Below are 21,102 nucleotides of genomic sequence, written 5' to 3'. Positions count from 1 at the left end.
GATGCAGCCGTCCCGGTGTCGTTCGAGTTCCCACACAGCCGACAAAGAGCAACGTTTTCGTGCATGGCGCTTTTGCAGACAACCAAAGGATAAGCCAATGACTCTCAAGGATATTCTGCCGAGCCGGCTTGGCTTCGGCGCAGCCCCTCTCGGCAATATGTTCCGCGATATTCCCGAACAGGAAGCAATCGCCACCGTGGAAGCCGCCTGGAGCGACGGTATACGCTACTACGACAATGCCCCCTTTTACGGCGCCGGCCTTGCCGAGATCCGCATGGGCGAAGCGCTGGCGAACAAGCCTCGCGACCAATATGTGATCAGTACCAAGGTCGGTCGCATCATTCTCGACGAGATCGAGGATGTCAGCGCCCGGGATCTCGGCGAAAAAGGCGAGGTCTTCAAATACGGCCGCCCCAACAAGATCATCAACGACTACTCGGAAGACGCCACCCTGCGCTCGATCGAGGACAGCCTGAAGCGACTGAACACTGACCGCATCGAACTCGCCTTCGTTCATGACGTCGCCCAGGATTTCTACGGCGACGAATGGCTCGGCGTTTTCGAAAGCGCGCGTAAAGGAGCCTTCAAGGCACTCGATCGGCTGCGCGACGAAGGTGTTATAAAGGCCTGGGGCCTCGGCGTTAACCGTGTCGAACCCATCGAATTGCTGCTGGCGCTGGACGGTCCGCGCCCGGATGGCTTCCTGCTTGCCGGCCGCTACACGCTGCTCGACCACGAGCGCGCGCTTCAGCGCGTCATGCCCCAAGTCTCCGAAAGGGGTCTCGGCATTGTCGTCGGCGGTCCCTACAGTTCCGGCGCGCTCGTAGGTGGGCCGAATTTCGAATACGCCCCCGCAACACCTGCGATCCTCGACAAAGTCGCGCGCATCAAGGCTATCGCCGATCGCCACGCCGTAAGCATGAAGGCAGCCGGCCTTCAATTCGCACTCGCAAACCCCGCAGTCGCCGCCGTCATTCCCGGCGCAAGCAAGCCCGACCGCATCGCCGAGGACCGCGCCGCGCTCGAAGAAGTCATCCCGCACGACTTCTGGCGTGAGATCCGTCACGCCGGTCTCGTTCACCCCGAAGCACCGTTTCCCTTTCTGGAGTGAGGGTAGGCGATAAAGACTGGTGCTGGCCTGTGCATCCGAAGGCACGGCTTAGGCCGTTTGGTTCCATAATGTTGATTATGCGATTTTGATGTGGAGCCGGGTGGGTTCAGCATGAACTCACCCCGTTAAAGTGTGTTGGCCGGCCAAGCAGACGACCGTGGACCGCTATTCAAAGAGAATGAGGCTTGCCGGAGTCGGTGGTAGCGGCCTGACCTTGACGCCGGTAAGGCCGGCCAGTCTTGCCATCTCAATCAGCTCACGTTGCGTATAGGCCTGGCCCGCCGGCGTGCCGGCGAGCATCTCCCAGGAGAAGGCCGCGGGAAAAGGCGGCGACACGCCGTCTTCGTTCGGCACGAAATCGACCGCGACGATTCGGCCTTGTTCTGCAAGGCTCGCAATGATCCTTCGCAGCAGTTGGGCGCAGGTCGGCAAATCGAAGTGGTGCAGAAAATTCGGAAGCAGCACGAGATCGTAATCCGTACCCCACTCTACATCGAAGGCACTGCCGGCGATCGTCCGGTATCGTTCAGCCACGCCAGCCTGTTGCGCATTCTGCCGCGACAGTTCCAATACGGCAGCCCAGTCGACGGCGACGATCTCCGCCGACGGAATGGCCTTCGCAATTTCGATGCCGAAAACGCCTGGACCTGCGGCGATGTCCAACACCTTTTTGGGAGACCTCGGCCAGCCGGAGATTTCACCAGCCAGTACTTTGGCGCTAAGCCCGGTAAAGGAGCCCATGCCGCGGGCAAACTTCACCCAGACGGGGTTGTCTGCCGACATATTCGCAAGCCCTGCCGAACCGCCGTTTCGCACGACGGCGGCCGGATCGCGCAGAAAATTATCCAGTACTTCCGGCGCGGCGGCGAACTCGACCGCAGAGCCCATATAGGCAGGCGAATTGCGATCGAGGAACATCCTGGTCGAGGGCGTCATTCGGTACTGTCCGTTCTCCTTTGTCAGGAAGCCATGAACCACAAGATAATCGCAGAGGATGCGCACCCCGCGCTCCGACGCGTCTATTGCCGATGCCAGCAGCGCCGCCGTCTTGCCCTCGCCGATATGAGTAAAGAGATCGAGCTCGATGGCCGCCCTGATCGCCGCCGTCTTTCGGCAGGCAAACAGTGCCTCAACCACGAGCTCGGGCGATACTGCGCCAGCATGGGCGTCCGCAACATTTGTTTCCATGGAATCCCCCCGAGCCTCGAGTGATCTTGTCTCGTGATGCCAGCCGCAGAAATTATGCGTATATTCGCGCCTTCTACAATACGTATTGCGCTAACCCTATCGGGTGACTGCCCGGCACAACTCGCCGAGCGTCGGGTCGGCTGCCACGCCTCAAAGAACTCGCTAGAGACATGAGATAGGTTCTCCCCGGCCCCGCTATGGAGTTCGGCAACCTCGATCGGTGCCGCCAGCTTTCCTCTCGTTAACGACGACAATTCCCCAGGCAACGGCGGCAGGCCGTCTCCGAGGCCCGCGTTGCGCGGCCGCGTACAACACGGACTCGTTGATCCGGTACGCGCAGCTTGTGGCCGTGGAGAACCCTTCCTTGGACGAAAGGCCAGGCGACCCAACCGTATTTTTTTTCGGCGCCCTCTCCCCGCCCCTCCCGAGATCTAAATGCCGCGCCGCAAGCACGCAGGCCGAGATCGCTCTGTTACAGCGAACGAGATGGATTTTTGAAAGGCATCGCTACTAACACTTTCGCGCAATAGCTAAAACGCCACTCCAATCAAACAGTAACGCGAAGAGGCTACCGGACTGATGACACGTCACCATTCAGAATGCCGCTGCAGCATCATCTGCATGTCTCATCCGAAAAGCGGACAAACGACAAAGAAGCGGATCGGAAACTTCGGCAGCGCCCGGAAGCTGACCGAAGGCGTACAACATTCCTTTGACGCTGCTTTGACGCCAGGGTGCTACGGCCGGTCTGCGAAGTTACGCGGAGGGATTTCAGCCAGTTATGCTTCAGTTCAATCATCGCCAGATCACCCGTATACCTTTCGAAATGCCGATTTCTCTTGTCGGTTGCTTGCCAGACGCTTCAGTTGTGACAGAGTGGACTCCGGATGCTAGATCTTCGGGCTGCCACACGAGCGTACCGGAGCCAACGGGGGCGGGGCCGGTGGATCGCATGAACAAGGAGCAAAATCCGTTTCGGATGTTCCTGCTCGGGCCATTTGCCCTGGTGGACGCCGCAGGACGGTCGGTTACTCCGAAATCCAAGAAAGCCCAGGCCCTTTTGGCAATGCTTGCGTTGTCGGCCCGTGGTTCGCGCTCGAGGATCTGGCTCAGGGACAAACTGTGGAGTGATCGTTCTGACGACCAGGCCGCAGCGAGTCTGCGTCAGGCCCTACTGGACATCCACAAGACTCTGGGACCGGCTCGTAATCTCCTGGTAGCCGACAAGAATACCGTTTGGCTGGATATGGACCGGCTTGTCCTTGACACTGACGTGTTGGTTCGGACGGAGCGATCGGCTGATCAAATCACTGACGAATTGCTCGAAGGCATCGACATCCGCGATCCGGAATTCGAGGACTGGCTTACGCTTGAACGGCAGAACTGGTATCGCCGCCTCGATGAAGGCCAGGTCCATGATGTATTCGAGCCCCGTCAAGAACCGAACCGTGATATCGCCAGACATTCCACGCTGCTGCCCCTTACAGCATCCCGGGATGCGCCAAGACAAGGCAAAGCCGTGGAGACTGGCGGCAGCGAGACATATCGCCGGCGAGGCGACGGCGGCTGGCGATGGGTCATGGCTCTTCAGTCCCCCATCGTGATAGGTGCCGGAGATGGCGGACAAATTGCTGCCACGCGGTTCCAGAATCTCATTGCAAAAGCCGTCACCGATGGGCTCGCCATTGGCGTCACCGACCTCTCTTTTACTTTGCCGGATGTTGAGGAGAGCGAGGGGCAGATCAGCCTTCCGATGTCCCTTCAGCTTCGGTTAACATTTGACGGTAGCATGGTGCTCGTCGAACTGGTGATGAAGCACCTGATCAACAACCGCATTCATTGGCTCGGCAGTCAGGCAATGAGCCGCACGCAATTCGAGCGGGGCGAGTTCGGCATCGCCGCTGCACTGATCAGCCAGGCCGTCGATCAACTGGCCTATTTCCAGGAGACCCAGTCAAACGACAATCGACTGTCGCAGGATGGCCTCCTGATCGACGCCGTCAATGCGATCTTTCGCCTGTCACGTGACGACCTCGCTAACGCCGAGCAACGCCTCGAAGAACAGATCCAGCATGAACCACGGTCATCGACCTTTGCGTGGTTGTCCTTCATCCGAACTTTCCAGGTCGGCCAACGGTTCAACGCGCTTGATGCGCATCTGATCGAGGAAGCCCAGTCCTACGCGCGCAAGGCGTTGGAAATCGATCCGCACAATTCCGTATCGCTCGCGCTTGTCGGCCATGTCCACTCGTTCCTTTTCGGCGAGTATGATTACGCAGCCAACCTGTTCGAAAAATCGATCCGTCTGAACCCGGCCCTGCCGCTCAGTTGGGATCTCTACGCGATGCTCCACTGCTATGCAGGCCAGCCGGACAAAGCCATGGCTATGGCGCGTTGGGTGCAAGAACTCGGCGTCTACAGTCCACACAAATACTACTTTGACACGACGAAGTGCATAGCAGCAGCACTTGCCGGTGATCACGCAGCAGCCATAGCCGCCGGCGAAGAGGCCTTGCGGGCACGGCCGAAGTTCAACAGCCTGCTACGCTACCTCGCCTCAAGTCATGCGCACCTCGATGATCTCGGCGGCGCACGCCACTATCTGCAGCGACTTGCGGCAGTCGAGGACGGCTTCTCCATCAACGCCTTCCGAGCTAGCGGCTATCCGCTCCTTAATACAGGCGGCGGCCAGATCTTGATCGACGGTTTGGTGAAGGCCGGCGCCAAGCTGCGCTGAACCCCGGATAATTTTTCTGAACTTTGCACAAGGAGGCTGCAATGGAAGCGGAAATAACCCCAGAGCCACAATCAAAAATTGTCTTATTCCTCAATCACTACAAATTCAAGATTGAGCCGGATGCGGTTCTTCCATGTGAACCGAGGGAGGACGAAGGGACGGCTCCTGTCGCTGGTGTACCGCCGATTGCCCCGACAGCAACCTCCGAAACTGCACTTACGCTCAACACGGGCCAGGAGGAATCGCCCGATGCAGGTCCCATGATGGCGACGATGGCCGCCGCCTCGGTCCTCAACAAGAGCGTGGCGAACAAGTCCGTGCTCAACAAGGCGTCGCTGAACAAAAACAAGAATAAAAATAAAAATAAGAACAAGAACAAGTCGACGATGGATGGCGCCAGCCTCGGCGTGTCGCAGCTTATCCCCGCCTTCGAATTGCGGCGGCTGCACCAGCAACCGTCACGCAACGCCTATACCGCAGCGCGACGTTTTACGTGGGAGATGCTGGATATATTGCCGCCGCCCGGCCCGGATTATACCCGTCTCGAAACGACGGTGCTGCTCTCGATGCAGCGACGCGACCGTGAACGTGTGCGGCGACTGCCCGACATCCAGCTCGAGTCGACGATCTCGGTCTCGGAATTCACGCGAGCATTGTACATCGAGGATCTTGGCGGTTACGAGCAGACGGAAGGACTTTTCCAGGCGATCCTGACGGCCTGCGAATATGTCGGGCTGATTTACAAGAGCAAGTTCAACCGGCAGCGGCCAAATCAGTTCGAGCCCATGCTGCGGCCATTGCTGGCCGTGCCGGTGCATGAATCCTATCCCAGCAACCACGCCTTCCAGTGCTTTTCGATCGCTTTCGCGTTCTCGACGATCCTACCGGAACATCCGGCCACCGACGAGCTTGCCCGCATTGCCCAGAACGTCGCAGAGAACCGCGAATGGGCTGGTCTCCATTATCCGAGTGACACGCAGGCCGGTCGCGATCTCGCCCGCCGCTTCGCTCCCTACCTCCACGATGCCTTCGGTCCTTTGTTCCAGGCCGTGCACCACGAATGGGTCTGAATTCGCCAGCTGCTCAACAGGGGTAAAACCATGACGGATCAATCGCAAATGCCCGAGCTCACGCCGATAAACTACTATTATCTCTGGCACTTGACCGCGCTTGGCGTGGTCGACGCCGAATATGGATCGCCTCCGCTTGTTCCACCCATGCCCGATGAGAGCGCGGCACGCGCGCTGCCCGATCCCATCATCACCGGCACGGTCTGGGATGATATCGCCTCTGCCGGCCCGTTGCGACCCGCTCGCGTTGCTTTGATCGATGTGGGTGTATCTGCAGATCATCCCAATCTTGCGACACGGCTCGACCGGGAGGCGTCAATCGACTTGACGACGCATCGCTACGGCGCACGCATTCTCGAAATTCTCGATACGACCAGCTCATTTGACCGAGAAGAAAAGCATGCCTTCTTTGCCGGACTCAACATCGCTCCGCTCGGAAATATCGGCCTTTCAAACGACGATGGTGATTATCTCAGTGATCTCGTTGCCGAATATGCCGCATCGGAGGGCGTTTTGCGGCGGCTCTACAATCCGGAATCGCTTTTTGCATCTCATGGTACCTGCTGTGCGGGGCTGATCGTCGGCGAACCCGCCGTTGTTTCGGAAGAAGGTACGCCCGCTCTTCCGCCGGAAGGAGCTTTTTACGGCGATGGCGAGGAGTTGCGCACGAGCGGCAACCGTAATGTCATCCCTTATTTCGGGGTTGACCCTTTCTCGAGGCTCATCTCGATCAGAACGTCCTTCGAAGACGATGTCAGGCAGTTCATTGCTGCCTTTCTCTATGCCTATCATCAGAAGGCGGACGTGATCGTCCTACCGCGTGGCCTGCCGGACCCGATACGCGGTGTGGTCGATCCAAAGAACGAGTTGAAGGCCGACCTGGAACTCTGGAAGAACCAGGATGCCGCCAATCTCTTCACGCGCATTGCCTTCGCCGACCTGGGTGCGCCCGAACTGGAGCCAAAGGCATCGCAGAAAGGCTCCAATCCCGACCGCCCTTGGCACATCCTCAAACAGCTCATCCTCGCTATCAGTCGCCAGATCCCTATCGTCTGTGCCGCAGGAAACAGTGCGGAAAGTCAGCTGATCTACCCGGCAAATCTCGCCGCCGACAATAACGGCATCATCGCCGTGGGGGCCGTTACTGTGGAAGGTTTCCGTTCGGGCTACAGCAATTATGGCGAAGGATTGACGGTGGTCTGCCCCTCCAACGACGGTGAGGTCTTCAACCGGCATCAGTTGCGCCTCGACCGGCTTTCTCCGTTTGCCGCACAGCACGACTACAACACCCCTCGGAGCCGGGAATACTACTATTCACACTTCTCGCTGCTGACGACGGACCTGTCGGGAATTTTTGGCTATGATCAAGGCTCGGATCCATGGTCGGCCATCGTGCCCTTCGGAACCAACCCGGGCATCGGGGGTGGATACTACACGAGCTTCGGCGGCACTTCCGGCGCGTCGGCACAAGTGGGCGGGCTCTGCGCGCTGATACAGCGGGCTTACAAGAGCCGCCACAACGCTGCTGACCGCCTCTCGGGCCCCCGTGTGAAGTCCATTCTGAAAGCAGCATCCCGCCTGGATGCCGTTGTCGCGCCCGGGACAAGAAAACTAACGGCAGATTGCATGAACGCCGAAGGTGAAGACGCCATCGATATGGCCTTTTTCTTCGGGTCGGGTCTGCCGAATGCGCGGACCGCGGTACAGTCAGCCCTCGCTATCTGAATCCCGGTATGTGACCTTCAAAAATCCAAGCCCCCTTTATCACGGGGGCTTTTTCTTTGTTTACGCGCTTTTTACGGATTTTTAACGCCGAACTGGCGGGCGGATGACGCCCTTGAGCAATAGTGCGTCACAGAAAACGACACTCACCGCTCCGATGGGACAAAGCCGGCCCGACACGGAGCATTTTCGCCCAAGATGAAATCTTGGTCTGGCTGAAGATAAACCCAAGGAGGCTGTCAATGTCCGCGTCCCGCATTCAACAAGTGGCAGATGAGGCGCGCCATGTGCTCAAGGCCAATCCCCTGATGGCAAGCACCGTCTCCTTGCGACGCATCGCAACGCGCAATCTTTCGAAGCGACGCTTCCGATATGGTCGCGCGCTCGCGGCAGCGTCGAAGCTCGCCGGCTGCTCGACCGGTACAGAGGCGCTGTCAGCCTATTTCCCCGGCCTGGCGGATGGCGGATACACTCGCTTGCTGGAGCTTCCAGCAGCCGTTGCCGGACCGGTCAATGCCGACCCCTATCGTTCATCCGTGCTCGCAGCCTGGATGGGTGGGCTCACACGAAGTGTGGAATGGCAGGCCGACGGCCCCGATGCCCGGGTCGTCAGCGACTATCTGCAGACGGATATGATCGCATCGGATCTTGAACTCGAACGTCAGCCGGCGCGCCGGCTCTCCTGTGGCATCGGCCTTGTCCCCTTGGAAAGTCCGGCACGAAGCCGCGTGATGCAATCCCTCCTCCACCAATGCATGCAGGACGATCCAGGTCTCGATCGCATCGTCACCGGCGAGGAGGAGCTGGACCAAATCGCCGGCCATATGGAGAGGGTCTTCGCGCTGATCGCGAAATTGGACATGTACGGGCATCAGCGTCTGATCGACAGCCTGCATACGCTTTACGTTGGCGTGCGGCGCGAACCGGCCTGTTCGGTATCGAGCTCGACCGAATTGCCCGGTAGCGTCATCATCGCCATTTCCAGAGAACGTTTGTGGGACGGTGATCATGCCGAGACCGCAGCCCAATTGCTTCACGAGGCCGGGCATGTCCTGCTAGGGCTGTATACGGCCTCGGCGGCAGCATGCCTGCCTGACGAATTCGAGTATGTTTCCCCGTACAAGAACGACCTACAGACGCTCGAAAGCATCCTGCATACGGCCTACACCATTCCCTGGGAGTGCGCCTTCCGCATGGCATGTCTTTCCGCCGAAGCGGATCCTGAGCGCCGCGCCCGAAAGGCTGCATCCATAATAGCCTATGCCGCGCGGCAAGTCCCGCTCATCGATATCGCTCGAAATGGAATAGAGCGTCTCGGCGGCGATGTCCTCCTCGACCTCCCAGACATCGCCGCCATACCTTCGTGGAGCGGCCGCATCCAGTTTCTCGTCAACAGACTGCTTGCAGAAGAGCCCATAGCGCACCGCCAAGCCCATTTTGCAGAGCGCCAGCAAATTCTCGATCGCCAAGCCTGGGACATCGGACAGATGCTCTTGCGCGGCAAGGAGCCGATTGACCCTCGAATGGGCCGGCGACAGATCGACGACAGCGGCGACAATGTCTTCCTCTGGTACGACGGCAAATTCCATGTGGTTCCCAAAGCGGCAGACCATGCGATGGGCAAGAATTGCAGTCCTCGCGCCGAGACGATCCACGCAACTGCGAAAAGCGAGATGGAGGTGATGTGATGGCCCATCATCGGTCCAAACAGCTGCAAGCGGTTGCCACGGCGCGCATCGATTTCCCCAACCTCTTCGCCCACAGTGTTGGGCGGGGCGGCAGAGGGGCTCTGTTTCCCGGCATTAGTGCTGATGCTGCCGAGCAACAGGGCCCCAATGTCATCAAGCCTGCATTTGCCGTTTCGCCGAACCCTTCCGACGTGAAGGCGCAGGATGAACATGTCCTGGCCACAGACGATCATATTGGTTTCCTCCCGGCGCCTCGCTGCCTCCAGCAGATTTGCGACATCGACTTCGTCATCGTCGGATGCGGCGGCCTGGGCTCGCAGATTGCTATCGAGCTTGCGACCCTTGGCGCGCGTCGTTTCCTTCTCATGGATGCCGATCGTATCGATGAGATCACCCTAGGCCATCTCCCGTGGGCGCGCCGGGATGATCTCGGCTGGCTGAAGACGGAAAAGTTGTCGAGCTATCTGGCTGCACGCTTTTCGGCCAACGTATTCGCGCTGCCGGAATTTGCGCAAGGGACGGCGGCACTCCGGTTGATCGCGGACTACGCGCAGAATCCTTTCATCGTTCTCGCGGGCGACGATCCGCGCCAGGCCGAAGAAGTCCTGACGGCCGCCCTCGCATCAACAGCCGGGCTGCCACCCCATTTGCATGTCGACTGCCCCGACACCCGTTGCAAACCAGGCCCCTCGATCGCTCCGCCAGCGGATGCAGGTCCGGTCTGCGATTGCGACGCCCGTGTCGCGACCGGGCATCGCTTTTTTGCCCTGCGGGCAGCGGCCAGCAACACATCCATCGCTCGCCTTGTCGTCTCGGCGATTGTTCAGGAATGTCTTCCGAAACACGCCCCGCCGCGTGGACGCAGTTGGATACTGGACTTCAAAGGCTCGCAGTGCGCGCTCCGTTCGCTTCCCAGGCGCCTCGCATCCGCAAGTCCTTCTTCCACCACGAGAGACACTGATATGGATTATGCCGAACGCTCGAAAGCCACTCTTCCGGCTGCGACAGGTTCGCAACCAGCGTCGCTCGCGCAGCACTCAGTCATAGGCTACGCCAGCGAGACTGCCGGAAAGGACGAGGAGCTGACAATATCAGAAGTTCTTCGTGATCCACTGATCGCTGCCGTGATGCGCGCCGATGGCGTGACGTCAGAAGAATTCAGGCGCCTCCTCGAGACGGTGGCTCGCCGGCTGAAAACCAATCTGGCCAACTCTTTCGACACAGATGGGAAGGAACAGGCCGTCAGGACGCCTGCGCCGCCCAATCGAGGGGATCATATGTGACATGTTTGCCGAAACGCCGCCGAAGTTGGTTGACGAGCCTGTGTCGTCAATCCCGGTCCCAAAGCAGGGGCCGGCGCTGGCGTTGGCTTTCCAACGGAGTTCAGGGCAATGAGATGCGATATATCAAGAAGGTTTCCGACGATAGTTCTTGTGTCTGCACAAGGCGAAGATCGTAAAGTGATCCGTACCGCACACGAGGCTGCACAATTGTTGCTGAAGGATTGGCCCATCGACGATGGTGAGGAATTCTTTGCGGCGGTGAGAATTTGTCTGAAGGTGCTGACCGGACATGCCGAACCCGATGCCGTGCATGAGGCGATCATTCGCGCCGCACATGAAGCGGGTATTACAGCGGTTACGACCGATCCACACCTGGGTATCTTCAGGATCTATCCTGGCAGCGAGGCCTGTAGCGCAAACGCCTATCCCAATCCCGCTGCCATTGAACCGCTTCGCCTATCGCCATCAGCGCGCCGGAGGCGGCAACGAAAATGGTCGGGGCGATCCAGAAAGGCATCAAGCGCGGATGTCGAGAAGGCCTCGGGGTGCTTCAAGTGAGGGCACGCCGTTTGCGCTGAAGGCGAACCAACCTCGACCTGCGTAAGGCCGATCAACCCAATCAGAGGCTGGCGTGTCCAGATAACCGTCAGCGATAGAATAGCTAAGGGACCGTCATGTCGAACAAGGAAGCAGATCGAAGATTGTTCGATCGGATCTGGGCTCTTGGGGCCGAAGCAGTGAGAGACAAGCGCGTTACCGCGCTGACCTATGTCACACTCAGTACGCCTAGCCTGGAAGAGTACCAGAATAGCCGAGGCGCGCGGATGTCGGACTTGATCAAGGTTGTCCAGCTCGGGATACTTCACCTTCGCGAAAAAGGCGAATTTAATCAATCTTGAGCAATGACGATGCCTGCTTTGACAGAGGTCGCGCCCGCGGCCTCATTCAAGCTGCCTAAATCCCTGACCAGCAGACAGGCAGTGAGTAGCGCGTTTCATAGCGGGCGGCTCTTAGCTTTTGACACGAATCGTACTGGTTACTGGGGAAGACGCCGGGAGCGTGACGCCCCATTTCCAGCGCTGAACGCGCCACCCTGTGGCGAATTACGTCAACATATGCCGCATCTGTCTTACAACGGTTGACGTAAGCCTTCACAGAACCCGCCGCTCTTATCCGAGTTGCGCAATCAAGTTCCCCTCAAAAAGCACAGGCTGGCACATACGACGGACGTTCGGCAACGATAGTTTCGCTCAATTGCTTCCGAATTGCTCTTGCAAAATTATCGATAAAAATATTTATCTATCCATAATTTGAATCAGATGGACAGAAAAAGTGAAAAAAAGCGACCAAACTTCTGAATTTTTGATGATTTCCGCATCGCACCCATTAGGCATCACGCTGGACGACGCCAAAATAATCTATAATTTGCCGTTTAACGATCTGCTCTTCCGTGCCCAAACCATTCACCGCGCACATTTCGACCCCAACGCCGTGCAGATGAGCCGTCTTTTGTCGATCAAGACGGGTGGATGCGCTGAGGATTGCGGGTATTGCAGTCAGTCCGCCCACTACCCGACCGGCCTGAAGGCCTCGAAGCTGATGGAAGTCGAGCGCGTTCTCACCGAGGCGCGTAAAGCCAAGGATGCGGGGGCGACCCGCTACTGTATGGGGGCGGCCTGGCGCAGCCCGAAGGACCGCGACATGGACACGCTGGTCGCCATGGTCGAGGGTGTGAAAGCGCTCGGTATGGAAAGCTGCATGACGCTCGGCATGTTGACTGAGCGTCAGGCAGGCGAACTCGCGGAAGCTGGCCTCGACTACTACAACCATAACATCGACACGTCCGAGCGCTTCTATTCGGAGATCATTACCACCCGAAGCTTTGAAGATCGGCTCGATACGCTGGAAACGGTGCGCATGGCCGGCATCAAGGTGTGTGCCGGGGGGATCCTGGGCATGGGCGAGACGGTCGATGACCGGATCTCCATGCTGCTGACGCTGGCAAACCTGCCCGTGCCGCCGGAAAGCGTGCCAATCAACCAGCTCATCCCCATTCCCGGTTCGAAGCTGGCAGACGCGGAACCTGTCGATCCGATCGATTTCGTGCGAACGATCGCCCTCGCGCGCATCCTGATGCCAGCCTCGCATCTACGCCTTTCGGCCGGACGCACCGAGATGAGCGACGAGATGCAGGTGCTCTGTTTCTTCGCGGGCGCCAACTCCATCTTTGTTGGCGACACGCTGCTGACCGCAGACAATCCCGGCGACGATCACGACACGGCGCTCTTCCGCCGTCTCGGCCTTTCTCCGATGCCGCTGGAGCCGGTGGTGTGACGGCGATACTTTCGGACTATACCGCCACGCTGGAGGGCCTGCGGCGCAAGGCGCGGCTGCGCAGCCTGGCGCCGCAGCGTGGCGTGGACTTCACCTCGAACGATTTTCTTGCACTTGCGGGCGCCCCGCGCCTCAAGGCGGCGATCATGGCGGCGATGGAAAGGGGCGTTCCGCCGGGCGCAGGCGGATCGCGTCTGCTGCGTGGCAACCATTCCGAACACGAGGCGCTGGAAGTGGAAGCCGCCGAGTTTTTCGGCGCGGAACGCGTTCTTTATTTCGGCAGCGGCTACGCCGCCAATTCTGCACTTTTCTCGACCTTGCCCCGGCGCGAGGATCTGATTGTGCACGACGCGCTCATTCATGCGAGCGCCCATGAGGGCATTGCGGCGAGCAAGGCAGCGTCCGTCAGCGCCGAACACAACGATGCGAACGCCTTCGATGAGGCAATCCGGAACTGGCGCAGGAGCGGCGGCAGGGGACGTCCCTGGATTGCGGTCGAGAGCCTCTATTCCATGGACGGCGACAGAGCGCCGCTCGCCGCCCTCGCCGATATTGCCGAACGCCACGAGGGCTTTCTCGTGATCGACGAGGCCCATGCCACCGGCGTTTTCGGCAGCAACGGCAGAGGACTGGCGACGGGGTTGGAAGGCCGAGACAACGTGCTTGCCCTGCATACTTGCGGCAAGGCGCTGGGCGTTTCCGGAGCCCTGCTTGCAGTCCCCCGCGTGCTTGCCGACTATCTCGTCAATCGTGCCCGCGCCTTCATCTATTCCACCGCGCCCTCGCCTCTCATGGCGGCAGGCGTGCGCGAGGCCTTGCGCATGCTGGATGACGAACCCGAGCGCCGCGAGGCCCTGGAACGCTTGGTCGCTTTTGTCGGCCATGGATTGAGGAGCCGATTCGGCAAGGAGCAGAGCGGCTCGCAGATCCAGCCGGTCGTTATCGGCGACAACGCGCGTGCGCTACGAATTGCCGAAACTCTTCAGGCCCAAGGGTTCGACATCCGCGCGATCCGTCCGCCAACCGTGCCGGAAGGTACGGCGCGCCTGCGCCTCTCGATTACGCTCAATGTCGATCAGGAGCAGATTGCGAGCATGCTGGATTGCCTTGCCGACGCCATGGAGAAACACAGGAAATGACCGCCCGTTTCGTGATAACCGGCACGGATACCGGGATCGGCAAAACCGTGTTCGCCGCGGCGCTAGCGGGTGCACTCAACGCCCGATACTGGAAGCCCGTGCAATCCGGACTGGAGGACGAGACGGACAGCGACACCGTCGTCCGGCTGAGCGGCCTGCCGTCCGACCATATCCTGCCGGAGACCTATCGGCTTTCCACCCCGGTCTCGCCGCATCTTTCGGCGCGCCTCGATGGTGTCGAGATAGACGTTGCCAGGCTTGAGCCGCCGGAATGCGACGGTCCGTTGATCATCGAGGGGGCTGGTGGCCTGCTGGTCCCACTCACGAAAGAAACGGTCTTTGCCGATGTCTTCGCCCGCTGGCGCATTCCCGTCATTCTCTGTGCGCGAACGTCGCTCGGCACCATCAATCATACGCTCCTGTCCATCGAGGCGCTGCGCAGCCGTGACATTCCCATTTTTGGTGTCGTTTTCATCGGACCGGAAAATGCCGACAGCCAGGCGACCATCGCCACTATCGGGCAAGTGAAGGCGCTGGGGCGATTGCCGCTGCTGGAAAACTTGACTGCTGAAACACTGCGCCGCGCCTTTCACGAGCACTTCGACATTGCCGCCCGGATGGAGGCACGCGCGTGACCCCCTCGCCCGTCTGGCATCCCTTCACACAGCATGCCCTGGAACCGCCGATGAAGCGCATCGTCGCGACCGAAGGCGCATATCTGTTCGACGAGGACGGCAACCGCATACTCGACGCGATCTCGTCATGGTGGGTGATCACCCATGGCCATCGCCATCCCGCCATCATGGCAGGAATCCGCGAGGCGACAGAAGCCTACGACCAGATCATCTTCGCCGAATTTACCCATGAACCCGCAGAACTTCTCGCTGAACGCCTTCTCGCCTTCGCACCCTCTGGATTGAAACACGTCTTCTATTCGGACAGCGGGTCGACGGCCGTCGAGGTGGCGATCAAGATGGCGCTCGGCACGTTCCACAATCGCGGCATTGCGCGTGATCGCATCGTCGTGATGGAACATGGCTACCATGGCGACACGATCGGCGCGATGTCCGCCGGAGAGCGCGGCGTGTTCAACGCCCCCTTCGAGCCGCTGCTCTTCGGCGTCGACCGCCTCCCCTTTCCCGAACCCGGTCGGGAGCAGAAAACGCTCGATGCGTTCGAAACCATCTGCCGTTCGGGAAGAGTCGCCGCTATCCTGATCGAACCGTTGGTGCTCGGCGCCGGCGGGATGAAATTCTACGGGAGCGCGGTCCTCTCCGCCTTGAAGGAAATCGCCGGCCGGCACGGCTGCCTGTTCATTGCCGATGAGGTCATGACCGGCTGGGGCCGCACCGGAACGCGTTTTGCCTGCGAACAGGCGGGCGTGGCGCCCGATATCCTCTGCACATCGAAGGGTCTGACCGGAGGCGCCCTGCCGCTGGCAGCCACCCTTTGCACCGGCGAGATTTTCGAGGCTCATCTGTCTCGCGACCGGCGCAAGACCTTTTTCCATTCGAGCTCCTATACCGCTAACGCAATCGCCTGTGCGGCGGCTGTCGCCAATCTGCAGGTCTGGCACGATGAACCGGTGGAAACCCGAATTACCGAACTTGCTGTGCTGCACGCCAAGCATCTGCAGCGCTTCCAGACCGACGCGAGATTTGTAAACGTCAGGCAATGCGGGACGATCGCCGCCCTTGATCTTGCTGTGCCGTCCGGCGGCTACCTCGCCGAAGTGGGGCCGCGCCTGCGCAGGCTGTTTCGCGAACGCGGGCTGCTTCTGCGCCCGCTCGGAAACGTCATCTATCTGATGACACCCTATTGCACGAGCGCCGAGGATATCGCTGTCGCCTATGACGCGATCGATGAAGTCGCCTCGCTCGTTCTCGAGGAAACTGTGTCGTGACGCCCTTCTCCTCCCGGCTCGCCGGATTCGGTCACGCAGTTCCATCCCGCATTGTCCACAATGCGGAAATCGAAAGCCGGCTCGGCCTTGAGGAGGGCTGGATCGAAAGGCGCACCGGCATCCGATCCCGCCATTGGGCAACCGATGGGGATACATTGAGCGGCCTTGCCGCCGAAGCCGGGAAAATGGCCCTTGAGGATGCTGCGATTGCGCCGGGCGAGATCGCCATGATCCTGCTCGCCACCTCGACGCCGGACCATCTCTTGCCGCCCTCGGCGCCGCTGCTGGCACACAAGCTCGGTTTAAAAAATTCCGGAGCCATCGATCTTGCCGGAGCCTGCTCCGGCTTTCTCTACGCGCTGACACTGGCAGACGGCTTCGTGCGAGCACATGGCCGAGCAGTGCTGGTCGTGGCCGCCAATATCCTCAGCCGCCGCATCAACCCGGCGGAACGCGCCAGCGCCGTTCTGTTTGCCGATGGCGCCGGCGCGGTCGTGCTTGTCCCATGCAGCAACGTTCAAAGCGGCCTCAAGGCAGCCGTCCTGGCTTCGGATGGGAGTGGCTATGACCTCATCACCATACCGTCCGGCGGCAGTAACAGGCCCTTCTCTTCCGAAACCGCAGCAGACCAGGTGCTGATGACGATGCGCGATGGGCGCGAGGTCTTCTCGCGTGCTGTCGAATTGATGACACGCACCTCGCGCCAGGCGATCGACGAGGCCACCGCAACGATCTCCACCATCGATCGCTTCATTCCGCACCAGGCCAATGCCCGCCTCTGCGACGCGGTTCGCCACAATCTCGAATTGGAAGAAAGCAAGCTTGTGAGCACGATTGCGGAATTCGGCAACTCTTCGGCTGCGACCATTCCGCTCTCCCTTTCAGTTGAAAATCGCCGCAGGCCATTCAAACCCGGAGAGCGCCTTCTCATGGCCGCCGCCGGTGCGGGTATGGCGGGTGGGGCTGTCGTCCTTGCGGTCTGAACCGCGCGGTGAAGATGCACACCTGTATTGAAGCCGATGATCGTTCGAGGAGCGACAGGGCTAGCAGAGGCCCGTCTCACGGGCTGCCCGCTCGAGCCCTTCACGAAAATCGGGGTGGGCCAGGCCAATCAGTGCGCTCGCCCGCTCGGCGACGGACCTACCCTTCAGGTTCGCCCATCCATATTCCGTAACGACGATATGGGTATCGTTGCGCGATGTCGTCACCGGTCCGGTCAGCGTCGGAACGATACGCGAAAGCGTGCCATTCGCCGCAGTCGAATGACAGGCGATGATCGATCGTCCCCCGCGAGAGGCATAAGCACCGCGCACGAAATCAACCTGGCCGCCGGACGCACTGAATTGCCGTCCGTTCACGAACTCGGAATTGCACGCGCCGTTCAAATCGATCTGTAGCGTCGCGTTGACCGATACGACCCGATCATTCCGCGCGATGACGAAGGGATTGTTCACGTAATCGACCGGATAGGCCTCGACTGACGGATTGTTGTCCAGGAAGTCGTAAAGCGCCTGATCTCCCAGTGCGAAGGTGAATATGGACCGCCCGGCATGTGTCTGCTTGCGACTGTTGTCGACCACGCCCGCTTTGACCAGGCTGGCAAGACCCGGCGTCATCATTTCCGTATGGATGCCAAGGTGGCGATGTCGAGAAAGTCCCGAGCATACGGCATCGGGAAGAGCTCCAATGCCCATCTGCAGGCAATCGCCATCGTCGACCAAGCCAGCAATGATCGCTCCGATGGCGTCGTCGACCTCGTTGCGAGGGGCGGCGGGCAATATCGGCAGGCTGATGTTGTTTTCAACAAGTGCCGTCGCGCTTGATACGGGGATCATGCAATCGCCGCGCACGTAAGGCATATTGCTATTGACTTCGAGGATCAGGCGAAGTCCGGGTTTTCGCGATATTGTCAGGGCATAATCGGTGCTGGCGCCAAGACTGAAATTGCCATCTTCATCCATTCGAGAAACGGTTGCAATCAACGTGTCCACGCCGACATGCTCGATCATGGAGCGCGGCACCTGACTGAAATGACACGGCACCAGATCGACAGCGGGCAACGCCTCCGCCAATCTCCTCTTGTCGAGCGCACGCTCGACGCCCGAATGAAAGTAACTCATCGGGACGATCAGGTCGCGCAGTTCGAAATCGAATACGCTTTTGCCGGCAACGCCGGCGCAAAGCAGATAGTAGAGGCGCACATCCTCGATTGCTCGTGCACGAGCGCGCTCGGCAAGTGCTGCCAGGAGTGCGGGTGGCTGACCGGCGGCGAGCGGCATCGCAACCTTCGCCCCGGACGGGATCATGGTGACCGCCGTCTCTGCAGATGTCAGCAGCGTGCGATATTGCCTCTCATGGATCGTGGTCATTGGGCCCTCCTCCCAGTCCACGCAGCGCGCACGGTTTGAACGCGCAGCTCCGCCAAGCCACTATGCGCATTCTACGTCGCCAAGGCGAGAGCCTTCATCGCATGGCAATGCCGATTTACAAGGTCCAAGCTGTGCGAAGCACCACATGAAACCGACACGAGCCAAAGCCGAACGATAATGGCGACGGGCGGCTCCTCATTGTTTTAGGCCTACCAGTTTCGGGAGCGGCGCGTTCGCATTACCGGTCTTGACCGGGACACCAGCGCCACCGCTTCGGAGAGCTTTTCAGATCCTTTTGATCTTGCACGGCAATTGGCTTCGCTCCACGATGTCGTGCTCGGCCTGTGGGGCAATTCTGAAAATGACACCTTCATGAACTGCCCCATTGGGAACGATCGAACGTGTCAGGATGCCATCGCATAATACCGATTTTCTGAGGCGCGAGCGCTACTTGTCCGGAACCGGTACAGCAATTCCGCGAGGTTCTCCGTTTCCTGTGTCAGGCTCTGAGCTGCGGCCGTGGTCTGTTCCACCATCGCCGCATTTTGCTGTGTCACCTTATCCATCTGGTCGCCGGCGGCCGAGACCTCGCGCAGGCTTGTGGCTTGCTCGCGGGCAGCCGCCGCGATCTCCGCAACCGTCGCATTCATCGCAGTCACCTGCTCGACGATCTGTTCGAGCGAGACACCAGACTCGCCGACCAGTTCGACGCCCGTCTTGACCTGCATCGAGGAGGTGGAGATCAGTTCCTTGATCTCTCTGGCCGCATTGGCCGAGCGCTGGGCAAGCTCGCGCACTTCCTGGGCGACGACAGCGAAGCCCTTGCCGGCTTCACCGGCGCGCGCGGCTTCGACGCCGGCGTTCAGCGCCAGCAGGTTGGTCTGGAAGGCAATCTCGTCGATGACGCCAATGATGTTGCCGATCTTCGACGAGGAGTTCTGGATTTCCGTCATTGCCGCGATGGCGCGAGAGACGATCTGACCACCCTTTTCCGCGTTGGTGCGGGCGGTTGCCACGACAGACTGGGCGCGGCTGGCGCCTTCCGCCGTTCCGTTGAGGCCGCGGGTGACATCGCCGAGCGCCGCAACCGTCTCCTCCAGCGAAGCGGCCTGCTGCTCGGTGCGGCGGGCGAGGTCGTTGGAGGCGGTGGAGATTTCCGCAAGGCCCGACCGGATGGTCGTGACCGCGCGAATAACGGCGTCGATTGCTTCTTCCAGGCTTGCGACCGAGTTGTTGAAGTGATCGCGGATCCCGACATAGCGGTGGTCGACTTCGCCGACGCGGACGGAGAGATCGCCCTTCGAGAGCGCATCCAGGCCGACCGAAATCTGACGGAAGGCATGCTCCATCACATGGGCATCGCTGAGGCGCTCCGCTTCCTGGCGCAGCCGTTCTTCTTCGGCTGCGAGGCGCGCGCGCTCGGCATTGGCTTCGGCGATCAGCTTGGCGCGACCGGTCTCCTGGAAGACCTTCAGCGAGCGCGCCATAGCACCGAGCTCGTGACGATGCTCGACGCCCTTGATCACGATGGTCTCGTCGCCGCGGGCAAGCCGCTCCATGGACTGCGCCATGCCGCGAACGGCAGAGGAAACCAGGCGGCCGACGAAATAGGAGAGCAGGAGGCCGATGACGATCAACAACCCGCTGATGACCAGTGTCGTGCTGGTCGCGGCAGCGACCGTTGCTTCGACCGAACCGTCCAGGTTCTTCTGCGCGCCGGTCACGGTTACCTGCAGATCCTTGAACGCGCTCGAAATCTTCGGTGCGAGTACGCTGAGCTGCGTCTGACGGATATTGCCGGATGCCTGCAATACTTCCTTCATATCGCCGAGACGGGCAGTGTAATTCTGCATGAGTTGCCCGGCACCCATCAGGCGCTTCTTCTGCAGCTCGTTCTTGGCAGCCTTGGCAGCGGCATCATTGAGCGCCACCGCTTCGGCGAGCGCTGCCTGCGCCGCATCATAGGCGGCAAAGTCGTTCGAATGCACGAAGCGTTCGGAGAAGTAGAGGCTGCGGTTCAAGGCTTCCAGCGTCTCCGCCGTCATGTGCAGCAGAGCCACGTCGTTCTGGCGCCAGGCGCTGCGCATCACATCGTTGAGCGCGATGCTGGTCCAGGGGCCGAATTCGGTGACCTTGGAGATCAACAAATCGCGGCGGGCCTGAAGGGAGACGATCTGTTCGAACGCCTTGCCGTAGGCGGCAATGTCCTGGCGGATTGCCGCAAGGCCGGATTGCAGGTCCTTGTTGCCGGCAAACCGTGGGTCGTCCGCCTCGAAAGCTTTGACGCCGGCGCGGAAGCTGTCGACGACGGCCTGCGTCGGCGTGGAGCGGAAGGCCTCGGCCGACATCTGGATCTCGTGCAGCTGGTCGCTGTAGTCCGAGATCGCCAGGCTCTGACCGGCTGTGGCGCGATAGGAAGCGAAGATGCCGGCAAGCCCGCTCATGCCGGAGATGGCGCTGACGGTGAGAAGGCTCATCAGCAGGATCAGCGGCACGAAGCCGGAGGTGATCTGCGCGCGAATGCCGAATTTATTCCAGAAATGCAACATGATAGGCCT

At 60.1% G+C, this 21,102-nt stretch carries 16 protein-coding genes and 1 pseudogene; 14 read left to right on the top strand and 3 right to left on the bottom strand.

Annotation, left to right across the window (positions count from 1 at the left end; translation table 11 throughout):
• Positions 1-97 precede the first annotated feature (97 nt).
• A complete protein-coding gene (locus AC1DF8_RS23095) occupies positions 98-1,111 on the top strand; it encodes an aldo/keto reductase (protein ID WP_478155189.1) in 1,014 nt (337 codons plus the stop codon).
• A gap of 165 nt (positions 1,112-1,276) precedes the next feature.
• On the opposite strand, the gene AC1DF8_RS23090 is transcribed toward AC1DF8_RS23095, so the two are convergent.
• Positions 1,277-2,299: a methyltransferase gene (locus AC1DF8_RS23090; protein WP_478155188.1), complete on the bottom strand. Its 1,023-nt coding sequence runs from the start codon at positions 2,297-2,299 to the stop codon at positions 1,277-1,279.
• Between the two features lie 781 nt (positions 2,300-3,080).
• Here AC1DF8_RS23090 and AC1DF8_RS23085 point away from each other — a divergent pair.
• The 13 genes and pseudogenes from AC1DF8_RS23085 to AC1DF8_RS23025 all read left to right on the top strand — a co-directional run bounded on the left by AC1DF8_RS23085 (position 3,081) and on the right by AC1DF8_RS23025 (position 17,158).
• Complete coding sequence (locus AC1DF8_RS23085) at positions 3,081-5,036, top strand: SARP family transcriptional regulator (RefSeq protein WP_478155187.1); 1,956 nt, start codon at positions 3,081-3,083, stop codon at positions 5,034-5,036.
• Positions 5,037-5,077: 41 nt separating this feature from the next.
• Complete coding sequence (locus tag AC1DF8_RS23080) at positions 5,078-6,106, top strand: phosphatase PAP2 family protein (protein WP_478155185.1); 1,029 nt, start codon at positions 5,078-5,080, stop codon at positions 6,104-6,106.
• 30 nt (positions 6,107-6,136) lie between these two features.
• Positions 6,137-7,831: a S8 family serine peptidase gene (locus AC1DF8_RS23075; protein ID WP_112970363.1), complete on the top strand. Its 1,695-nt coding sequence runs from the start codon at positions 6,137-6,139 to the stop codon at positions 7,829-7,831.
• A 239-nt stretch (positions 7,832-8,070) separates the two neighbouring features.
• A complete protein-coding gene (locus AC1DF8_RS23070; protein WP_478155182.1) occupies positions 8,071-9,516 on the top strand; it encodes an aKG-HExxH-type peptide beta-hydroxylase in 1,446 nt (481 codons plus the stop codon).
• Positions 9,516-10,130 (top strand): annotated as a pseudogene (locus AC1DF8_RS23065) (ThiF family adenylyltransferase); the annotation flags it as partial. The gene AC1DF8_RS23070 and the pseudogene AC1DF8_RS23065, both read left to right, overlap by 1 nt.
• Positions 10,131-10,559: 429 nt before the next feature.
• Positions 10,560-10,799, top strand: coding sequence for a hypothetical protein (locus AC1DF8_RS23060; RefSeq protein ID WP_112545496.1), 240 nt, complete (start codon positions 10,560-10,562; stop codon positions 10,797-10,799).
• A gap of 108 nt (positions 10,800-10,907) precedes the next feature.
• Complete coding sequence (locus AC1DF8_RS23055) at positions 10,908-11,357, top strand: DUF982 domain-containing protein (protein WP_478155181.1); 450 nt, start codon at positions 10,908-10,910, stop codon at positions 11,355-11,357.
• A gap of 116 nt (positions 11,358-11,473) precedes the next feature.
• The gene (locus AC1DF8_RS23050) at positions 11,474-11,698 is read left to right on the top strand and encodes a hypothetical protein (protein WP_112545395.1); all 225 of its coding nucleotides are present in this window, start codon (positions 11,474-11,476) and stop codon (positions 11,696-11,698) included.
• Positions 11,699-12,164: 466 nt separating this feature from the next.
• On the top strand, positions 12,165-13,133 hold the full coding sequence (gene bioB / locus AC1DF8_RS23045) for a biotin synthase BioB (protein WP_478155290.1): 969 nt from the start codon (positions 12,165-12,167) through the stop codon (positions 13,131-13,133).
• Positions 13,130-14,272 carry an 8-amino-7-oxononanoate synthase gene (locus tag AC1DF8_RS23040; protein WP_478155179.1) on the top strand — a complete coding sequence of 381 codons (1,143 nt, stop codon included), beginning with the start codon at positions 13,130-13,132 and terminating at the stop codon, positions 14,270-14,272. Before bioB ends, AC1DF8_RS23040 begins: the two co-directional genes overlap by 4 nt.
• Positions 14,269-14,907 (top strand): dethiobiotin synthase, encoded by a 639-nt coding sequence (gene bioD, locus AC1DF8_RS23035; RefSeq protein WP_478155177.1) that lies wholly within the window; start codon positions 14,269-14,271, stop codon positions 14,905-14,907. Before AC1DF8_RS23040 ends, bioD begins: the two co-directional genes overlap by 4 nt.
• The gene (locus AC1DF8_RS23030; protein ID WP_478155175.1) at positions 14,904-16,175 is read left to right on the top strand and encodes an adenosylmethionine--8-amino-7-oxononanoate transaminase; all 1,272 of its coding nucleotides are present in this window, start codon (positions 14,904-14,906) and stop codon (positions 16,173-16,175) included. Before bioD ends, AC1DF8_RS23030 begins: the two co-directional genes overlap by 4 nt.
• Positions 16,172-17,158, top strand: a complete 987-nt coding sequence (locus AC1DF8_RS23025) for a beta-ketoacyl-ACP synthase III (protein ID WP_478155174.1) — start codon at positions 16,172-16,174, stop codon at positions 17,156-17,158. The genes AC1DF8_RS23030 and AC1DF8_RS23025 overlap by 4 nt, the downstream gene beginning before the upstream one ends.
• 60 nt (positions 17,159-17,218) lie before the next feature.
• On the opposite strand, the gene AC1DF8_RS23020 is transcribed toward AC1DF8_RS23025, so the two are convergent.
• Complete coding sequence (locus AC1DF8_RS23020) at positions 17,219-18,544, bottom strand: acetyl-CoA hydrolase/transferase family protein (RefSeq protein ID WP_112970356.1); 1,326 nt, start codon at positions 18,542-18,544, stop codon at positions 17,219-17,221.
• A gap of 404 nt (positions 18,545-18,948) precedes the next feature.
• Positions 18,949-21,093, bottom strand: a complete 2,145-nt coding sequence (locus AC1DF8_RS23015; RefSeq protein ID WP_478155172.1) for a methyl-accepting chemotaxis protein — start codon at positions 21,091-21,093, stop codon at positions 18,949-18,951.
• Between the last annotated feature and the right edge of the window lie 9 nt (positions 21,094-21,102).

Source organism: Rhizobium sp. 05N49 (assembly GCF_056396805.1).
This window is presented reverse-complemented; position numbering and strand designations above follow the sequence as displayed.